The following is an 18220-nucleotide window of genomic DNA, read 5'->3' as shown; positions in this document are numbered from 1 at the left end:
TAGGGCGCCAATCCGATTCTTATGAATCGTCGATGCCATGCGCATCGGCGATTTTTTAATTGTGAGGAAGCTTGGATAAAGACGCACTGGAGGAGCTTGCCGATGTGTGGAAGTCATCCAGGCATTATCCAGGGTGCATGGTGCGGAGCCTTTGGATTATAGATGTGGAGTAAGTGGATTGCTATGCAGAACGTGATCGACATGTTTATTTATTAGTGAATAATGCTGCAATTTGGGTTCATCATGCGATAAAATCATGCTATATACTGGTTTTTCCCTAACCCGAACGTCATAACATAAGGGGTTGAGCATAGTAAAAAGGAGGTTCTTCCTTTGAAAATTGGCGAATTGTCTAGAGAGACAGGCGCAAGCATTAGATCCATAAGGCATTATGAGAAGCAAAAGTTAATTACAGCTATACGTATGGAAAATGGTTACCGAGAGTTTAACGAGTCCGATATTGAGCGTATTAAAACGATACAGAACTATTTGACGCTGGGACTAACCACCTTAGAAATAAAACAAGTTTTAGATTGTCAACTACAGTATGGTGATGCAGAGACGGATGAAAATTGCGAAACAGAAATGCAGGGACAATATGAAGAAAAATTGGATGAAATTAAGGGAAAAATCAATGCATTGACCGATTTACAAAACCGATTGGAAATACAAATCAATAAAAATGAAAGAAAGTCATGACCGCGGGACAGAGGTGTCCTCTTTCTTTGCAGTTTATCCATCCGTTGTCGGGTGGATATTTTTTTCTGTTTGATTCTGCACTACGGAATCTTCTGGGGAGCCGGTGCGAATGTGACGCAGCTTCCACATGATCATTAAGGCGACCAGTATTAACCCGAGCGCAGAGATCGAATACGAAAGTTGAATAGTCAACGAAAAAGAGGATTGTACAGCATGAAGCATTTCAGCTCCTAACTGATCGGGCAATTGTCCGGCTACCGCAACGGCTGCACCGAGGCTATCCAAGGCCGTACTTGCTGCTTCCTCAGGTACTTCCCTGGGAATGGAATCCGCTAATGATCCGCGGTAAATGATCATGGCGAGACTACCCAGAAAAGCGATTCCCATAGCATTGCCGAGTCCGGAGCCTACATCTTGCATGGCCGAGGCAGAGCCCGCGCGCTCCTGCGGCACACCGGCAATGATAAGTTCACTGCCAATGGTCATGACGGGTCCCACACCGAGCATGAAGAGTGAAACCCCGGTAATGAGGATCGCCGCCTCCGCTGTATTTGCGGTCAGGATGATTATCACTGCCCCTCCGATTGCAACGGTGAGCCCGGACGCCATCGCGTATGCCGGACGCATCCATCGGGTGAGTACGGGGGCTAACAACGTCCCGACAATCGACAGTATAGCAGGGGTCATAAGCAGCAGTCCTGCATGCGTTGGTGAGAGCCCAAGAACGGTTTGCAAATGTTGAATGAAAAGCATGTAGGCCCCACCGTTTACCAAGAGCACAAGCAGTAGGGAGAGTAAGGAGACGGAGAATGCAGATTCGCGAAACATGCGTAAATCCAACAGCGGTTCCTGCAAGCGCAATTGTCGGCGGACAAATAGGACCCCAACGATTACGCCCAATATCACTGTACCGACATAAAGAACATGGAATCCGCGCTCTGCGATTTCCTGCAGTCCGAAAATTACGGCTATCAAGGCAAACAGGGACAGGGCTACGCTGACAATATCCATACGACCGGCTTCCGAATCACGATACGTGGGGAGCAATGGAACGGCCAGTAAAAAGATCAGGGCAACCGGAGCATTGATGAGGAAAATCGCACCCCACCAAAAATGATCCACCAATAGCCCACCGATTGGAGGCCCCAGTGCCGCCCCGGCGGAGAAAGCACTCAAGTTCACCGCGATTGCCACCGAAAACTGTTTCGGATCGGGAAACATATTGCGCAATAAGGACATCGCAGACGGTGTGATCGTTGCGGCTGCCACACCAAGAAACGCACGGGCGACAATCAGCATCCAAACCGTGGTCGAGAAAGCGGCAATGATAGATGCTAGTCCGTATACCGTCACGCCGATCGCGAGCAGCCGACGCCTCCCGATGCGATCTGCCAGCCTTGCCATGGTAATCAAAAATCCGACGGTCAAGAACTCGCCGATGTGGAGAATCCAGAGCGTTTGGGTGCTGCTCGGCATTAAATCAGCCGAGATGGATGGCATCGCAAGAAACAATCCGGTTATATCGGTGGCCAGCATGAAAACCGGCAGCATCAAGGCTGCGAGTCCCAGCCATTCCCGCCAGGTTGCCCGGGGAGGGTTTTTCCTCATTTTGCTGACATGAGTGTTATTCATGTTTTTTTCACCTTCCATTCCTAAATGAGTTTCAGATGTGCTAAGCCTCATGCTAAAGCATGACACTAGTGTCACAGTCAACAAAATCATGATAATAATGCCTGGAGTTGTATAGAAATAGTTGGATCGCCTGCATTAAAGTTTGTACCTGGGCGGACAAAAGCGGGAGGCAGTGGAAGCGGCCATGCGTATCGCGAGTTATCATTCGGAGAACCACACAAACTGACCACCTTCCATCTAACAAAAAGACACCCTATACGCCCCTTGCGCACAGCCGCAAACAATGTTCCTCTTCCGATAAGACATCAGGCAGTCCACTCTTTCCATGAGAAGATTTACAATGAAAGCGATACTTCAGCGAAGGAGATGTCTTATGAATTTTGATCTGAATATCGTACCTTTCAGCCGTAGAGAATCCTTCTTGGCAATTTCCCTTCTGCCCGCGGCAAAGGACCGCAGACCAGGACTTTACCTGCGAACCGTCCGCGGAGGGGATGACAAGTTTGGCGAGGCGTTTCTGATAGAGCTGCTAAACCGGCAGAACGAGCCGGTTCCCTTTGAACCTGTAGCATCACCCGACAAAATCAGGCTAACGGCCTCCGATTCGGAAGGCCATGCGGACATTTGCATATCGGACTCCAGGACCGTCCGGTTTCGCGCGGAAGGCTGCGGCATAAGGCTTACCTTTTTCCCCGCAGCGTATGACTACGCCTACGAGACAAATCCGGACAGCTGGGAAGTGAACAGCTTCACGCACGGCTGCCGCTTCATGCTGACCCGGCTTGTTGGCCAGATGAGCATGGAGGTCGAATGGAACGAGATCAAGAGCTCGCGGGTGACCGCCGACTTCTCCGTGGATACTGCAACCGATACGGCTGAATTCGCCGTAGAAGAGTTCATGACCGTCATGACGCCGCGCACTGAATGGGAGTCCTTCGACGATGCGGTTGAAAGCGTTCGCGAGGATTATGCCGATTGGTTGAACAATACCCTGACCGTCCCTGAGCGGTGGCAGGCAGCAAGGGAACTCGCAGCCTATATTACCTGGTCCTGCGTAGTTCCGGCCGAAGGCTGTTTAACCCGCCCAGCCATGTATATGTCCAAGAATTGGATGACCAACATCTGGAGCTGGGACAACTGCTTTAACGCGATGGCACTCGTGCGGCACCAGCCGGAGCTGGCTTGGGATCAGTTCATGATCTTTTTTGACCGGCAGGATGAGAGCGGCCTGATCCCCGACTTCGTGAACGATAAATACGAGCTTTGGAATTGCAACAAACCGCCGATTCACGGCTGGACGCTGGCCTGGATGATGAGGCGAACCGATTTCATTAAGGAGACCCAGCTGCGCGAGGTCTATGGCCCATTATCCAAATGGACGGAGTGGTGGTTTACGCACCGGGACCATGACGGCGACGGCATCCCCCAGTATAACCACGGCAACGATTCAGGCTGGGACAACAGCACGGCATTTAATAACGGCATCCCCGTTGAGAGCCCTGATCTTGCCGCTTATTTGATTATCCAGATGGAGACGCTGGCTGAAATCGCGGGTTTGCTGGGCCTGACCGAGGAATCGAGTCAATGGAGACGGAGTGCGGATGATACGCTGGATCGCATGCTCCGGCATTTCTGGAGAGACGGTCGATTCACCGCCTGCCGTTCGGGAACGCATGAGGTATCCGAGGGAGACAGCCTGCTGCTGTTCGTTCCGATTCTGCTGGGAAAACGCCTTCCCGAGTATATCCGCACGGCTCTATTGGAAGGACTTCGAGAGGAAGGCCGATTCTTGACGAGCAACGGCTGGGCGACCGAGAGCGTAAACAGCCGTTACTATAAGGCGGACGGATATTGGCGCGGGCCGATCTGGGCCCCTTCCACGATGCTGCTGGTCGAAGGGGTGGCGGCCGCCGGCGATATGGAGCTGGCGATGGAGATTGCGCAGCGGTACTGCCGGATGGTCAGTCTCAGCGGGATGGCCGAGAATTTTGATGCCCTGACCGGAGCGGGGCTGCGCGACCGGGCGTTTACCTGGACTTCCAGCGTATTTTTGATTCTTGGACATGAATACACCCTATAACGATGACGGACAAATACTTCTTCCCGGGCTTTTGCCTTGCGGGGGAGGTGCTTTTTCCGTTTTCTCTCATTTTCCATTTGCCGCCTAATTACAAGCTCTTTGTTCGGGTTTATAATGAAAGCGGTATCACGAACGGGTTCACAGTTCTGCCTCATAGCGAACGAGTGGATGTAAGTTTCACGATACGATACGACAATAGGGAGAGTAACCATGAATCTTCAGGGGATCAAAGATCGAGTGGGCCGGCTGTTCACCGGCACCTATCACAGCATACGAACCAAGCTGCTTACTTGTTTTTTAATCGTCACCCTGATTCCGCTGTTCTCGCTTGGCGGACTTTCTTATGTTCAATCCGCTAAAGTGATTAATTCCCAGTTCGGCAAATACGGCGATAATGCCGTAGCGCAGCTGGAGCAGCAGACCAGTTCGGCATTGGAGCGGATGAAGCAGACGGCGGAGACGATCTATTCCTATTTACTGGACCCGAGCCACTCGGGAATCGGAGCCGGGACGCCATCCACATACGGCGACATTATGGAGAAGAACGACTTCGAATCGTTGTTGAAGTCGCTTCGGACGCAGCTGACAGCAGGAATTTACATCATAACGTCCTCCGGCTATTACTATGGGGAGAACAATCTGGATGTGAATAAACTCGGCAATATCCCGCTGTGGAACACGAGGCCGAAGGCATATGCCGGGACTTATTGGCTCGGTTTTTATAAACAGGATCATTCCATCAAGAGCAGCGATAGCGACAACGTGCCTGTCCTAGGATTGGCGGTGCCGATCCATCACCCGGACAAGGCTCAGGACGGCAGCGTCATTCTGATCGAGGAGAACGCAGAGGAGCTGCTGCGCAGTTATGCCAAGTTCGAGGCCGACACGCATGCCCACCTGCTCATTACATCGCCGGATGGGACGATTGTGTATGAGACGGATGCTCCGTATACGCCCCATGACAACGATGTGACCTGGTCGCGGACGCTTGACGTCAACCAATGGACCATGGAAGCCAGAATTCCCGCCAAGGCGTTCTATCAATCCTCGGGCATTATCCGGGCGAACACGATGGTTGTTGCCATCGTCTCCTGCCTGCTCGCTTTTGGCATCGCCTATCTGTTCTCCTCCCGGTTCACCTCCCGAATCCGGACCTTGAAGGACTCGATGCAGAAGGTAAGCTTCGGCAAGCTGGATACCCGGACGCCAATCGAGGGGAGGGATGAGCTGGGTAGCCTCGATATGAGTTTTAACCGGATGGTTACGGGCGTACAGACCCTGATTGGCGAAGTGGAGCAGAGCGAGCGGCTGAAAAAAGAGGCGGAGCTGCGCGCATTCCATTATCAGATCAATCCCCATCTCCTGTTTAACACACTCAACTCCATCCAGTGGAAAGCCAGGCTGGAAGGCGCGGAAGACATCCGTCAGATGCTGTATCATCTGACGATGGTGCTGGAGGGGAATTTGGATATTTCACAGGAGCTCGTCACGCTGAACAGGGAGCTGCGCATGATCGGTCACTTTCTGAAAATCCAGGAGATCCGGTACGGCGAGGTGTTCCGTTATGAGCTGGATTGCGATGAGGCGCTGCTGCCTTATTTGATTCCACGGATGACGCTTCAGCCGCTGTTCGAAAATATTTTTTTCCATGCTTTCACCGATGGTCAGGGAGAGATCCATGTCAAGGTCGAGGAGGATCATGACGAGCTGGTGCTTACGCTTCGCGATAACGGAGCCGGCATCAGAGAGGAGAAACTCGCACAGTTATTCTCGCCGGAGATGAAGCGGAAGGGACGCGGCGGGCTTGGCGTGCGGAACGCCGATCAGAAATTCAAGCTGCATTTTGGTCCTCTGTACGGACTCAAGGTGCATTCGGTTAAGGGGGAAGGAACAACGATTACTATACGCTGGCCGAAAAAGGAGGAGTCTTGCGATGATGAAAGCAGGGAACATTAGGGTGATGATTGCCGACGATGAGAGCATTGTGCGGAAGGGACTCCGCTCCACGGTCCCATGGGACCGGTTCGGGATGGAGGTTGTGGCAGACAGCCCCAATGGTCAGGCGGCCTGGGAGGCTTTTCTGGAGTTTCGTCCGCAAGTGGTCATTACGGATATCGTCATGCCGGAGATGGATGGGATCGAGCTGTCGCGCAAGGTGAAGGAGGTTGCACCGGAAACCCGGATCATTCTGCTCAGCTGTCACCGGGATTTCGAATATGCCCAAGAGGGGATGCGGCTCGGCGCTTCGGGATATCTGCTGAAAACCGCCTTCGAGGACGAAGAGCTCGAAGCGATGCTGGGGAAATTCCAGCGTGAGCTGTCCGATGCGCCGGCCCACGGGTACGAGTTGGAAGAGCAGGTTTCTGCTCACCTTTTTGCTTGGCTTAACGGGCACAGTGACCGTTTCCCTGGAGAACTCCGAAAGCTTTGCAGCCGCGTCGGGCTGGGAGAGGGCAAGCCCATCTCGCTGTATCTGATCAAAACGGCGGGCTGCAGCAGCAATTGGGAGCACCTGCTGCAGGAGCAGGGCACCGATGAGCCGGGTTTACGCAGCAGCAAGCTGATTCCTTACGGCGCGGACAGCTGTTACTGGGTTATACCGGAGGAGTTTAAGGGAGCGGCAGACAGCCTGTTGGTGGAGATCAAGAGCCGGTGCGGGAAGCTCATATGGAATTCGCGGGAATGTCTTCACGATTCAATGGATGTGCAGGCAGCCTTTCAATCCTTGCACAAGGAAGCCGAACTGGAACGGGTGTATGGTCTGAGCGGCGAGCATTGGCCGGAGCCGATCCTGCAGGCGGTTCATCTGCTGCACGAACATCCCGCGGACGAGTGGTCGGCAGCGGAGCTGGCCCAGCAGGTGGGGCTGAGCCGCAGCCATTTTTCGATCCTGTTCAAGAAAACGGTTGGCGACAGCTTCATCACATTCCAATATAAGCGCAAGCTCCGTCTCGCCTATGGCCTGCTGCGCGAAACCTCCTTAACGATGCAGGAGATCGCCGAGAAGACCGGGCTTGGCGACAGCAAATATTTCAGCAAATGGTTCAAACGCTGCACGGGTCAGACGCCAAGCCAATACCGTGCCGAACAAAAAGGGGAGCCATCGTAAACAAATGAACACCCGTCTATGCAAGTTCGAACAAAAATACGATCATCTGCGAATCAGCGCACGTTTTGAACCGCTTTCATCCGAGTTATGATGAAAGCGGTTCAATTCATATCAACTCAATACTTTAGGGGAGCTGACAATATGAAAAAGAAAATGTCATGGATCGCGTTGGTTTCGGTGATGACGTTAATGGCATCCTTGCTGGCCGCATGCGGCGGCAGCGGCGGGACCGGGGCATCGAAGGAGCCGGACGGCAATTCATCGGGCGCGGCAACGACGCTTCGCTTCGCTACCTGGGATACGGGAGATGCGCTGAAGATTGAACAAGAGATCGCCAAGAAGTTCGAGGAGTCGCATCCCGGAACCAAGGTACAGGTGGAGGCCTATGCCGACGGCTTCGATCAGAAGCTGGCCGCGGGATTTGGCGCAGCCAATCCGCCGGACGTGATGTACATGTGGGATTTTCCGACGTATCACCAGTCCCTGGAGCCGCTGGATTCCTACGCGTCCAAGGATGAGGACTTGAATATCGATGATTTTTACCAAGGATTGTTTAACTACGGCAAGATTGATAATCAGCTGTATGGAATCCCGGCGGGCTTTACGACCCGGGTGGTGTACTACAACAAGAAGATGTTCGACGATGCGGGCATTCCCTACCCGAGCGATGGATGGACATGGACGGAATTCCAGGAAATCGCCCAGAAGCTGACGGATAAATCCAAGAAGCAGTACGGCTTCGGCGTTCGGGCCGAGAATGATACGTATGACCTTCAAGGGTTCGTATGGAGCAACGGCGGTTCCTTTATTTCGGAGGACGGGACAACGATTGAAGGGTACATGAACAGCAAGGAAACGGCGGAAGCCATTCAGATGCTGGGCGATATGCTGAAGAACGGCTCAGCCGTCCTGACTGGAGGCAAAGGGCAGCAGAGCGGTGAGGATATTTTCAAGGCCGGCAAAATTGCCATGTGGGAGAGCGGTATCTGGCCGCTGGAATCCTTCAGGGAAGCTGGAATCGATGTGGGTACGGTGGAAATGCCGGCCTTCGAGGGCAAGCCTGTAAAGGGCGTATTGGCCGAATCCGCGCTGTCGATAGCGAAGGATTCCAAGAACAAGGACCTGGCGTGGGAGTTCATCAAGTTCTACGTATCGGATGAAGCGATCAAAATGCGAGTGGCCGACCTGCCGGTCCGGGTCAGCGTGGTCAACGAGCTGAAGAAGGACCAGGATCCGCTCTACAAGCCGTATTACACGATGCTGGAGCGTTCGGACAATACGCCGGCCTTCCTGCTGAATCCGAAATGGAACGAAGTGAACCGCCAGCTGTCGGCAGCCGTGGAATCCGTCATGTTCGGCAGCGATGCGCAGGAGGTTCTGAACCAGGCGGTGAAGGATAGCGAACGCTATTTGAAATAAACGAAGAAAGAAGGTTCGCGAAAATGGCCCACACTCATGCACCTTACTCACAACAGCAGACAGCGGCCCCGAAGCGACTTGGACCAAAACGATGGGGTGGGGCCGTGCCCTACCTCTTCATTTTTCCATGGATATTCGGATTCCTCGTTTTTACGCTTGGTCCGCTGCTGTTTTCCCTCGTCATTTCGTTTTTTGATTGGCCGATCGTTGGCCAGGTGACCTTTGTCGGCATCGACAACTATGTGGAGATGTTCTCGAACGATCCGCTGTTCTGGAAATCGCTGCTGGTTACGTTAAAATTCGCGGCTTTGTTCGTGCCGCTGAACATCATCGTGGCTCTGGGACTCGCCATGCTGCTCAATCAGAAGGTAAAAGGGAGCGCGTTCTTCCGCACTGCCTTCTACCTGCCGTCTGTCATTTCCGGCGTAGCCCTCGCCATGATCTGGTCCTGGGTGTACAGCGGGGATTACGGGATCCTGAATTTTTTCTTATCGCTTGTCGGCATCGAAGGGCCGGATTGGCTGAACGATACGAAGTGGTCCCTGGTCGCCATGGTCATTGCAAGCCTGTGGGGACAGGGCTCGATGATGCTTATTTTTCTGGCGGGTCTCAAAGGCATTCCGAAAGACCTGTATGAGTCGGCCTCGATAGATGGAGCGGGCAAGATCAGGCAGTTCTTCAATGTGACCATCCCGATGATCACGCCGACCCTGCTGTTTAACCTGATTACGTCCATCATTGCTGCCTTCCAGCAGCTGACGCTGGCGCTTCTGCTTACGGGCGGGGGCCCGCTGAAGTCGACGTTTTTCTATGCGATGTACATGTACGAGAATGCGTTCAAGTACTTCAAGATGGGTTATTCCGCAGCCAACGCCTGGTTCATGTTCCTGATCGTGCTAACGCTGACGTTTCTTGTGTTTAAGTCCTCGGAGGCCTGGGTGTTCTATGAGGGCGAGATGAAGAAGGAGAAGGCGAAGCCGAAGCGTGCCAAAGCAGGCGTGCCTGCCGGCAGAGAGGGGCGTTCCGCATGAAAAAAGTAATTACTTACACACTGCTCATCTTGTGCTCGCTGTTGTTCATTGCTCCGCTCTTCTGGGCTATCACAACAGCGCTGAAGTCGCAGCAGGAGCTGTATCTGTTTCCTCCAAAATGGTTTCCTTCCGTGTGGAGATTCAGCAACTTTGCGGAAGCCTGGAGCATTCAGCCGTTTAACCTGTTTTTGAAAAATACGCTGATCGTGACACTGCTGTCGACGCTCGGTCAGCTCATATCGTGCACGCTGGTGGCGTACGGGTTCGCCCGGTTTCAGTTCAAGGGGCGGGATGCGCTGTTTCTGATCGTGCTTGCCACCATGATGATTCCGTGGGAAGTGACCATGATTCCGCAGTATATGGAATTCAACTACCTGGGCTGGATCAATACGCTCAAACCGCTGATTGTTCCGTCCTGGTTCGGTTCCGCCTACTTTATTTTTCTGCTGCGCCAGTTCATCATGACCTTGCCGAAGGAGCTGGATGAAGCGGCAACGATTGACGGGGCGGGCAAAATGACGGTTCTGCTGCGAATCATCGTGCCGCTGATGGGACCCTCGCTCATTCTGGTGGCCGTGTTCCATATGATGAGCTGCTGGAACGATTATCTGGGTCCGCTCATCTTCCTGAACGATCAGACAAAATATACGCTGACGCTGGGGTTATCCCAATTCAAGGGCATGCACGGCGTCGATATGCAATCCATCATGGCGATCACCTGCCTGATCTCGATTCCGCCGCTGGCCGTCTTTTTCTTCGCGCAGCGTTATATCGTTGGCGGCATTGCCACGACGGGGATCAAGGGATAAACGGTGCCGGTTGATAATAGGCATCCAAGATCGATATGTTGCATGATGCAATATCCGAACATAGAAGTGCGTGTTCAAAAAAAGTCATGGACAGTTGACCTTTTGAACGACAACTAGAAGCTTAGACCGCTTGGGAAAGGATGGAGAGACATGATGAAAGACCGTCATATCGGCCGCGACTGGGATAACCTGAGCGTGCTGGAACGGAACCGGGCGAAGAGCCGGGCCTATTTCATTCCGTTCGCGGATGAGGACGGAGCGCTCAGTTATGACAGAGGCAGCTCGGCCTGGTACCAATCGCTGAACGGGGTGTGGAAATTCCACTATGCCGAGGAGCCGGAGAGCGCTCCTGAAGCATTTTATCAAGAGGATTACGATGTATCGGCCTGGGATGACCTTCCCGTTCCGGGGCACTGGCAGCTGCAGGGCTACGGGCATCCGCATTACACGGACCTGTACTATCCGTTTCCTGTGGATCCGCCGCATGTGCCAAATGCGAATCCGACCGGAAGTTACGTACGCGAGTTCGAGCTTCCGGAACATTGGGACGGCAGAAAGATTTGCGTCAAATTCGACGGGGTGGACAGCGCGTTTCATGTGTGGCTGAACGGGTCGTTTATCGGCTACAGCCAAGGCAGTCGGCTGACCTCGGAATTCGATCTGACGCATTATTTAAAGCCTGGGGTAAACAGGATGTCCGTCCGGGTATACCAGTGGTCCGATGGAAGCTATCTGGAAGACCAGGACATGTGGTGGATGAGCGGCATTTTCCGGGACGTCTATCTGATGGCTGAGCCGTCGGCGCTTCGCATCAACGACTTCCGCGTAACGACCGAGCTGGATGAGGAGTATCTGAACGCCAAGCTGAACGTACGTTTGGAACTGGGAGGAAGAGAGCACGGCTCCGCCCAGTTGCGGCTGTTGAATGGAGACGGAGCGGAAGTGGGATCAACCGGCAAAGACGTCGGGCACGCCGCCGTGGAGGACTTTGCGATAGAGGTAGCCGGTCCGGATTTATGGAGTGCCGAGTCACCGGCACTGTACCATCTGGTGATCACCCTGCGGAATGCCCAGGGGGAGACGCTGGAGACGGTTGCGCAGCGCGTCGGCTTCCGCACCATCGAAGTAAAGGACGGGCAGCTCCTCGTTAATGGCAGGGCGATCCTGCTGAAAGGGGTCAACCGCCATGACCATCATCCGGATACGGGCCGAACCGTCACCTTGTCCACGATGCTGGAGGACATCCGCTTGATGAAGCAGCACAACATCAACGCCGTACGGACGGCGCATTATCCGAATGATCCGCGGTTCTACGAGCTGTGCGACGTGTATGGGCTGTACGTGATGGAAGAGACGGATCTGGAGACCCACGGCTTCGAGCCGCTCGGCAACATTTCCCGCCTGAGCGACGATCCCGAGTGGAAGGAAGCGTACGTGGACCGCGTCCGTCGGATGGTGGAGCGGGACAAAAACCATCCGTCCGTGCTGTTCTGGTCCCTCGGCAACGAATCCGGCTTCGGCTGCAATTTCCGCGCAATGGCTGACTGGTGCCGGGAGAATGATCCCACGAGGCTGATCCATTACGAGGAGGACCGCGAAGCCGAGGTGTGCGACGTGGTGAGCACGATGTATTCCTCCGTCGAGAAGATGGAAGGCTTCGGCAAAATGACCGATCATCCCAAGCCGCATATTCTGTGCGAATTCGCGCACGCGATGGGCAACGGGCCCGGCGGACTGCGCCCCTACTTCGATACCTTTGAAGCGCATCCCCGCCTGGCGGGCGGTTTCGTATGGGAATGGATCGATCACGGGCTGAGCAGAAGGACTCCGGACGGCCGGAAGGATTATGCATACGGCGGCGATTACGGCGATGTGCCGAACAACGGCAATTTTGTTATTGACGGTTTGGTTCGTCCGGACCGGACGCCTTCACCCGGACTTCTGGAATACAAAAAGGTCATTGAACCGGTCCGTATGACGATGGGAAGAGTCGGTGTGCTTCATATCATGAACCGTTATGATTTCATTTCGCTGGATCATTTGCAGGCCCATTACCGGGTATTGTCCGATGGACAGCTTGTCCACAGCGGAGTGCTGGAGCTTCCCCGCATCGAAGCAGGCACAAGTGCAGAGCTTAGCCTCTCGAAGGTTTTGGAGCAGGCGACAATAGGCGTGAGTCCTTATGCCGAGCTGTGGCTTGAGGTATCCCTCTCGCTGGCTGCGGACTGCCGCTGGGCGGAACGGGGACATGAGGTGGCGTGGTCCCAGCTTCTGCTGCGGGAATCGTCCAAGCCAGAATTCGAGTCAACGGCTGCCCTGCGGCGGGGCCCCTTGCAGATTAGCGAGGAGAAGCATAGCCTTCAAGTGGGGAATGGAAGCTTTCAGTTGTCACTCAGCGCTCTCCGTTCAGGCTTCCAAGGCTTATCCCTGCATGGCAAAAGAATCATGCTTGGCGGTCCCGCGCTGAACTTCTGGCGTCCGCCGATCGATAACGATATGTACGTGCTCCCGGATTGGCGCAAGGCCCATCTGGACCGGCTCTCTGAACGGATCGATCATTTCGAATGGAAGCGATTAGACCAGGAATGCGTTGAGGTACGGCGGGTTTCCCGCATTGCCCCGCCGGTATATGACTGGGGCTTCCGCTGCGAAACGACCTATATGATCACCTCCAGTGGTCTGATGATCATGGACGTGAAGGGAGAGCCGATCGGCACGCCGCCTGCCATGCTGCCGAAAATCGGATTGCAAATGCAGGTCGCGGACGACATGGAACATGTCCGGTGGTACGGCAGAGGTCCTGGGGAAAGCTACCCGGACAGTCTGGAAGCGGGACGGTTCGGGGAATACCGCAGCACCGTGGATGGCTTGTTTACGCCTTATATTTATCCGCAGGAGAATGGTAACCGATCGGATGTCCGCTGGATCTCGCTCGCGGATGGCGCGGGAATGGGGCTTCTCGCCGTTGGCGAGCCCGCCCTGAACTTCAGTGCGAGCCGGTACACCGATCAGGATGTCGAGGCTGCGGCGCATGCCAGCGATCTTGTTCCGCGCAGTTTCATTACGCTGAACCTGGATTACCGGCAGAACGGGCTTGGCAGCAACAGCTGCGGTCCGGCACAGGCTCCCGAGCACTCGATCAAGCCGGAGCCGTTCTCGTTCCGCATTCTGCTGATGGCTCACGCTGCCGAGGATACCGACCCGGTACGGCTGAGCCGGCGGATGCGCTCGGAAGCGGAATTATACAAGTAACCGACTGATTTCATTTCAGATCGTTTTCGGATTTTCTGGAGAAGGGGAATAACATGTCCATTTACATCAAAGACCTGCTGAAGCTGTCTACGGGGGTGCGCCGGTTCCTGATAAGCGAGGCCTTCTACGGCATCGGAATCGGTCTCTATACACTCGTCCTGAATCTGCATCTGCTCTTCCGGGGGCTAAGGGAGGACGAAATCGGCGCGTTGGTATCGATGGGCATACTGATCATGGGCGTTCTCGCCATTCCGGTATCCCTGCTCGCTAACCGGACCGGAAGAAAAAAACTGCTGGTTACCGGCGTATTCTTTATTGCCGCGGGCAATGTGCTGTTTGCCGTCAGCGATGAATTGCTGTGGTTCTATGCCGCTCAAATATTGGTGTCTGCCGGCTTGACGCTGGTGGAGACGACGGAGATCCAGCTTCTCTTCCATTATTGCCGTTCCCGTAAGGAGGAAGCCCGTGCATTTTCCTTGATGTTTGCCGTGTTTACGGCTTTTACGGGTCTCGGAACGCTGGCAGCAGGATATATTTCGAAGGGGCTCGAAGGAAGCAGAGGTTATGAAGTGTCGCTTCTGCTGACCGGGCTGGTGCTTGTGCTTCACGGCGTCATCCGGGCGTTCTGGCTGCCTGCCGAGAACAAGGCTTCAGAGGAGGCAGCGGCGGCAGCAGTTTCACCTTCGAGAGGCATCTCCAGGCTAATGGGACCTCTATCTTCCGGGACCTTGTGGCTGTTCGCCGTGTTTACGGCGCTGCTCGGCGGCTGTATCGCCATGACCGGCTCATTCCTGAACGTCATCGTGAAGTTCCGCCTGGATTGGATGGACGACCAGGTATCCCTGATTCTGGCCATCGGCGCGATCCTGCTGTTTATATGCTCGTTGATGACGCCGTACGTCATGGAGCGGTTCGGTTATAACACGGCCATTATCTCGGTATTTATCGTTAATATTTTGCTGTTTGCCGCTCTATACATGATTCTCCCCGTATGGCTGTTTATCGGGCTGTTTCTACTGCGGGGCGGCGGCGTGACCATGCTGTCCAATCTGCTGGACAGTCTGCTGATGTCGGCCTTTAATGAAAAGGAACGGAATCTGTACGCCGGCATGAGGTCGGTATTCCGAAGTTTAGGCTCGTCCGGGGCAACCTTTGTTGCCGGACTGATCCTGGCCCGGCAGGATTATCGGCTTCCCTTTCTGGCCACGGCCGGCGTGCTGCTCCTATGCGGCCTGTATTACGTATGGTGGATTCGCCCTGTCTTATCCAAGAGAATAAACAGCGGTATCGAGCCATGAATGTGAAAGGCCGTCTAAGAGGGAAATCCCCTTTTAGGCGGCCTTTTTGCCGATTGCAGCAGGCTCTTTCAAATTCATCTTACGGTGTCTGCTTCACTGCTGCAGGCTGAATCCGTATTTGTTCGATGGAAAGTCTTTAAACATATTGACATCAAAAATTGGTACATGTTTAAATAGAAGAAGTGTTAGCACTCTGCTGTAAAGAGTGCTAAATGAAACCTCGTTCAGATTGGAAGGGAGATTTTTTCATGGCGAAAAAACAGTTTAAAGCTGAGTCCAAACGGCTGCTCGAGATGATGATTAACTCCATCTATACGCAGCGCGAAATTTTTCTGCGTGAGCTGATTTCAAATGCCAGCGACGCGATCGACAAGATTTACTATAAAGCGCTGACCGACGACAATTTGACCTTTAATAAAGAAGACTACTACGTTAAGATTACCGCAGATAAAGCAAACCGTACGCTGACCATTACCGATACGGGGATCGGAATGACAAAGGAAGACCTCGAGAACAACCTCGGCATCATCGCCAAGAGCGGTTCCCTTGCATTCAAGAGTGAGAACGAAGCGAAGGACGGCCACAATATCATCGGCCAATTCGGCGTAGGTTTCTATTCCGCCTTCATGGTTGCCGATGTCGTTACCGTGACGAGCCGTGCATTGGGCAGCGATGAAGCGTTCAAGTGGGAATCCGAAGGCGCGGATGGATACACCATTACGCCGGCCGATAAGGATTCCGTCGGAACCGAGATCGTTCTGAAGATCAAAGAGAACACGGAAGATGATCAGTATGACGAGTATTTGGAAGAATACCGCTTAAGAGCGATCATCAAGAAGTACTCGGACTTCATCCGTTATCCGATCAAGATGGACGTGAAAACGCAGCGTCCGAAGGCTGATGCCGAGAATGAGTTCGAGGAAGTCCAGGAAGAGCAGACCATCAACAGCATGGTGCCGATCTGGCGCAAGAACAAAGGCGAGCTGACGGACGAAGATTACGTGAATTTTTACAACGAGAAACGGTACGGCTTCGATAAACCGCTCAAACACATTCATGTCAAAGCGGACGGTGCCGTCGTATATAACGCGATTCTGTTCATTCCCGAGAATACGCCGTTCGATTATTACACCAAGGAATACGAGAAAGGGCTTGAGCTCTATTCCAACGGCGTCCTGATCATGGACAAATGCGGCGACCTGCTGCCGGACTATTTCAGCTTCGTGAAAGGGATGGTGGATTCCGAGGATCTGTCGCTGAACATCTCACGCGAGATGCTCCAGCATGACCGTCAGCTGACGCTGATTGCCAAGAACATCAAGAGCAAAGTGAAAAGCGCGCTGCAAGGCATGATGAAGGACGAGCGGGAGAATTACGAGAAGTTCTTCGCATCCTTCGGCAGAGGACTGAAATTCGGCGTCTACAACGATTACGGCATGAACAAGGAAGATCTTCAAGATCTGCTGCTGTTCACTTCCTCCAAGGAGAAGAAACTGGTCTCCCTGGACGAGTACGTATCGAGGATGCCGGAGGATCAGAAGTATATCTATTATGCTTCCGGCGATTCCATCGACCGGATCGAGAAGCTTCCGCAGACGGAAATGGTGCTCGACAAAGGTTATGAAATTCTGTACTTCACCGACGATGTCGATGAGTTTGCGATCAAGATGCTCATGAAATACAAGGAGAAGGAATTCAAGTCGGTATCCAGCGGCGATCTTGGCCTCGATTCCGAGACGGACAAACAGGAGAATGAAGCTGAAGAGAACGACAATAAGGAGCTCTTTGAAGCTATGGGCAGCCTCTTGGCCGGCAAGGTGAAATCCGTTAAAGCCTCCAAACGACTGAAATCCCATCCGGTATGCCTGTCCACGGAGGGCGATGTCTCAATTGAGATGGAGAAGATCTTGAAGGCGATGCCGAACGGACAGGATATCCAAGCCGACAAGGTGCTGGAGATTAACACGAACCATGAGGTGTTCAAATCGCTGAAGGCACAGCAAGCGGATCAGGATAAGCTGAAGCTCTACACGAATCTGCTGTACAATCAGGCGCTGCTGATTGAAGGCTTGCCGATTGCCGATCCGGTGGAATTTACGAACGATATTTGCAAAATCATGGTGTAACCGTCGTAGCTAGCTCATGCGATGATAATAAACAAACCCGAAACGCTGGTAAGGCACCAGGAATTCGGGTTTGTTTTTTTCTGCATGTCACCTGAACACGATGCAGTTCTCTACGCCACGTCCGCGGCAAGATCCGATAACAATCCGTTCTCGGGCGCCATGCCCAAGAGGTCATATACCGATATCGGGAACATCGGAAAGCCGACATAGTACGGCGTGATGGCATATAGCGGATAGAAGATGACCAGTGACTTATCTGCCAAATAGAAGTCCTGATTCGGCGAAACGGTGACCGGACCGCTCTCCAGCACGGGAATGCCGCGTTCCTTGATCTGACGATTCACTTCGGCGGCCAAAACGGCTTGATAGCCGGCGCCCGCACGGAACAGGTCGGATAAGGCGTAGGATTTACCGGTGGCCGTGGAAAAGGTCAGGCCTTTCGTTACCGTATGTCCATGTGCCATAGGTTGGGAGTAGGTGTAGTTGATCAGCACGAGGCTAAGGATGCCTCGTTCATTCGTTTTGATTTCAAAAGTGCCCGTCGTTTGCGGGTTGGTGCCGGTCTGAACTTGCTGCTGTTCACGCTGCATATCCTGGATTTGAACAATAATGGCCCGGTTGATGGCTTCTTCTGCTCCAGGATTCATGAGGCCGTATACCTGCGGATAATGAATCACGAGACCGGGTGCCGTATGCGTGAGGGTATGGATGCTCACCGGCGGTACATATTGCGCCATGCGTACCATCGCTCCAATCTAACATCAG

At 53.5% G+C, this 18220-nt stretch carries 12 protein-coding genes; 10 read left to right on the top strand and 2 right to left on the bottom strand.

Annotated features, from left to right (window positions below; translation table 11 throughout):
• Positions 1–333 precede the first annotated feature (333 nt).
• A complete protein-coding gene (locus tag AK95_RS17890) occupies positions 334–699 on the top strand; it encodes a MerR family transcriptional regulator (protein WP_071221256.1) in 366 nt (121 codons plus the stop codon).
• 33 nt (positions 700–732) lie between these two features.
• Here AK95_RS17890 and AK95_RS17885 read toward each other — a convergent pair whose 3' ends face one another.
• Complete coding sequence (locus tag AK95_RS17885) at positions 733–2427, bottom strand: MFS transporter (protein ID WP_343225168.1); 1695 nt, start codon at positions 2425–2427, stop codon at positions 733–735.
• A gap of 277 nt (positions 2428–2704) precedes the next feature.
• Here AK95_RS17885 and AK95_RS17880 point away from each other — a divergent pair, with 277 nt between their 5' ends.
• The 9 genes from AK95_RS17880 to htpG all read left to right on the top strand — a co-directional run bounded on the left by AK95_RS17880 (position 2705) and on the right by htpG (position 17455).
• On the top strand, positions 2705–4411 hold the full coding sequence (locus AK95_RS17880; RefSeq protein ID WP_071221254.1) for an amylo-alpha-1,6-glucosidase: 1707 nt from the start codon (positions 2705–2707) through the stop codon (positions 4409–4411).
• 210 nt (positions 4412–4621) lie between these two features.
• Positions 4622–6367 (top strand): cache domain-containing sensor histidine kinase, encoded by a 1746-nt coding sequence (locus AK95_RS17875; protein ID WP_071221253.1) that lies wholly within the window; start codon positions 4622–4624, stop codon positions 6365–6367.
• Positions 6345–7520, top strand: a complete 1176-nt coding sequence (locus AK95_RS17870; protein ID WP_083397656.1) for a response regulator — start codon at positions 6345–6347, stop codon at positions 7518–7520. Before AK95_RS17875 ends, AK95_RS17870 begins: the two co-directional genes overlap by 23 nt.
• A 141-nt stretch (positions 7521–7661) precedes the next feature.
• On the top strand, positions 7662–8939 hold the full coding sequence (locus AK95_RS17865; protein ID WP_071221252.1) for an ABC transporter substrate-binding protein: 1278 nt from the start codon (positions 7662–7664) through the stop codon (positions 8937–8939).
• 23 nt (positions 8940–8962) lie between these two features.
• Positions 8963–9970, top strand: coding sequence for a carbohydrate ABC transporter permease (locus AK95_RS17860; RefSeq protein WP_071221251.1), 1008 nt, complete (start codon positions 8963–8965; stop codon positions 9968–9970).
• Complete coding sequence (locus tag AK95_RS17855) at positions 9967–10779, top strand: carbohydrate ABC transporter permease (protein ID WP_071221250.1); 813 nt, start codon at positions 9967–9969, stop codon at positions 10777–10779. Before AK95_RS17860 ends, AK95_RS17855 begins: the two co-directional genes overlap by 4 nt.
• Before the next feature lie 153 nt (positions 10780–10932).
• Positions 10933–14031 carry a glycoside hydrolase family 2 TIM barrel-domain containing protein gene (locus tag AK95_RS17850; RefSeq protein ID WP_071221600.1) on the top strand — a complete coding sequence of 1033 codons (3099 nt, stop codon included), beginning with the start codon at positions 10933–10935 and terminating at the stop codon, positions 14029–14031.
• Positions 14032–14084: 53 nt separating this feature from the next.
• Positions 14085–15329 carry an MFS transporter gene (locus AK95_RS17845; protein WP_071221249.1) on the top strand — a complete coding sequence of 415 codons (1245 nt, stop codon included), beginning with the start codon at positions 14085–14087 and terminating at the stop codon, positions 15327–15329.
• 248 nt (positions 15330–15577) lie between these two features.
• Positions 15578–17455, top strand: a complete 1878-nt coding sequence (gene htpG, locus AK95_RS17840; protein WP_071221248.1) for a molecular chaperone HtpG — start codon at positions 15578–15580, stop codon at positions 17453–17455.
• A 110-nt stretch (positions 17456–17565) separates the two neighbouring features.
• Here htpG and AK95_RS17835 read toward each other — a convergent pair whose 3' ends face one another.
• Positions 17566–18192, bottom strand: coding sequence for a DUF3298 and DUF4163 domain-containing protein (locus tag AK95_RS17835; RefSeq protein WP_071221247.1), 627 nt, complete (start codon positions 18190–18192; stop codon positions 17566–17568).
• Positions 18193–18220: the final 28 nt, after the last annotated feature.

The organism is Paenibacillus sp. LC231, from assembly GCF_001860525.1.
Taxonomy (GTDB): Bacteria; Bacillota; Bacilli; order Paenibacillales; family Paenibacillaceae; genus Paenibacillus_AQ.
This window is presented reverse-complemented; position numbering and strand designations above follow the sequence as displayed.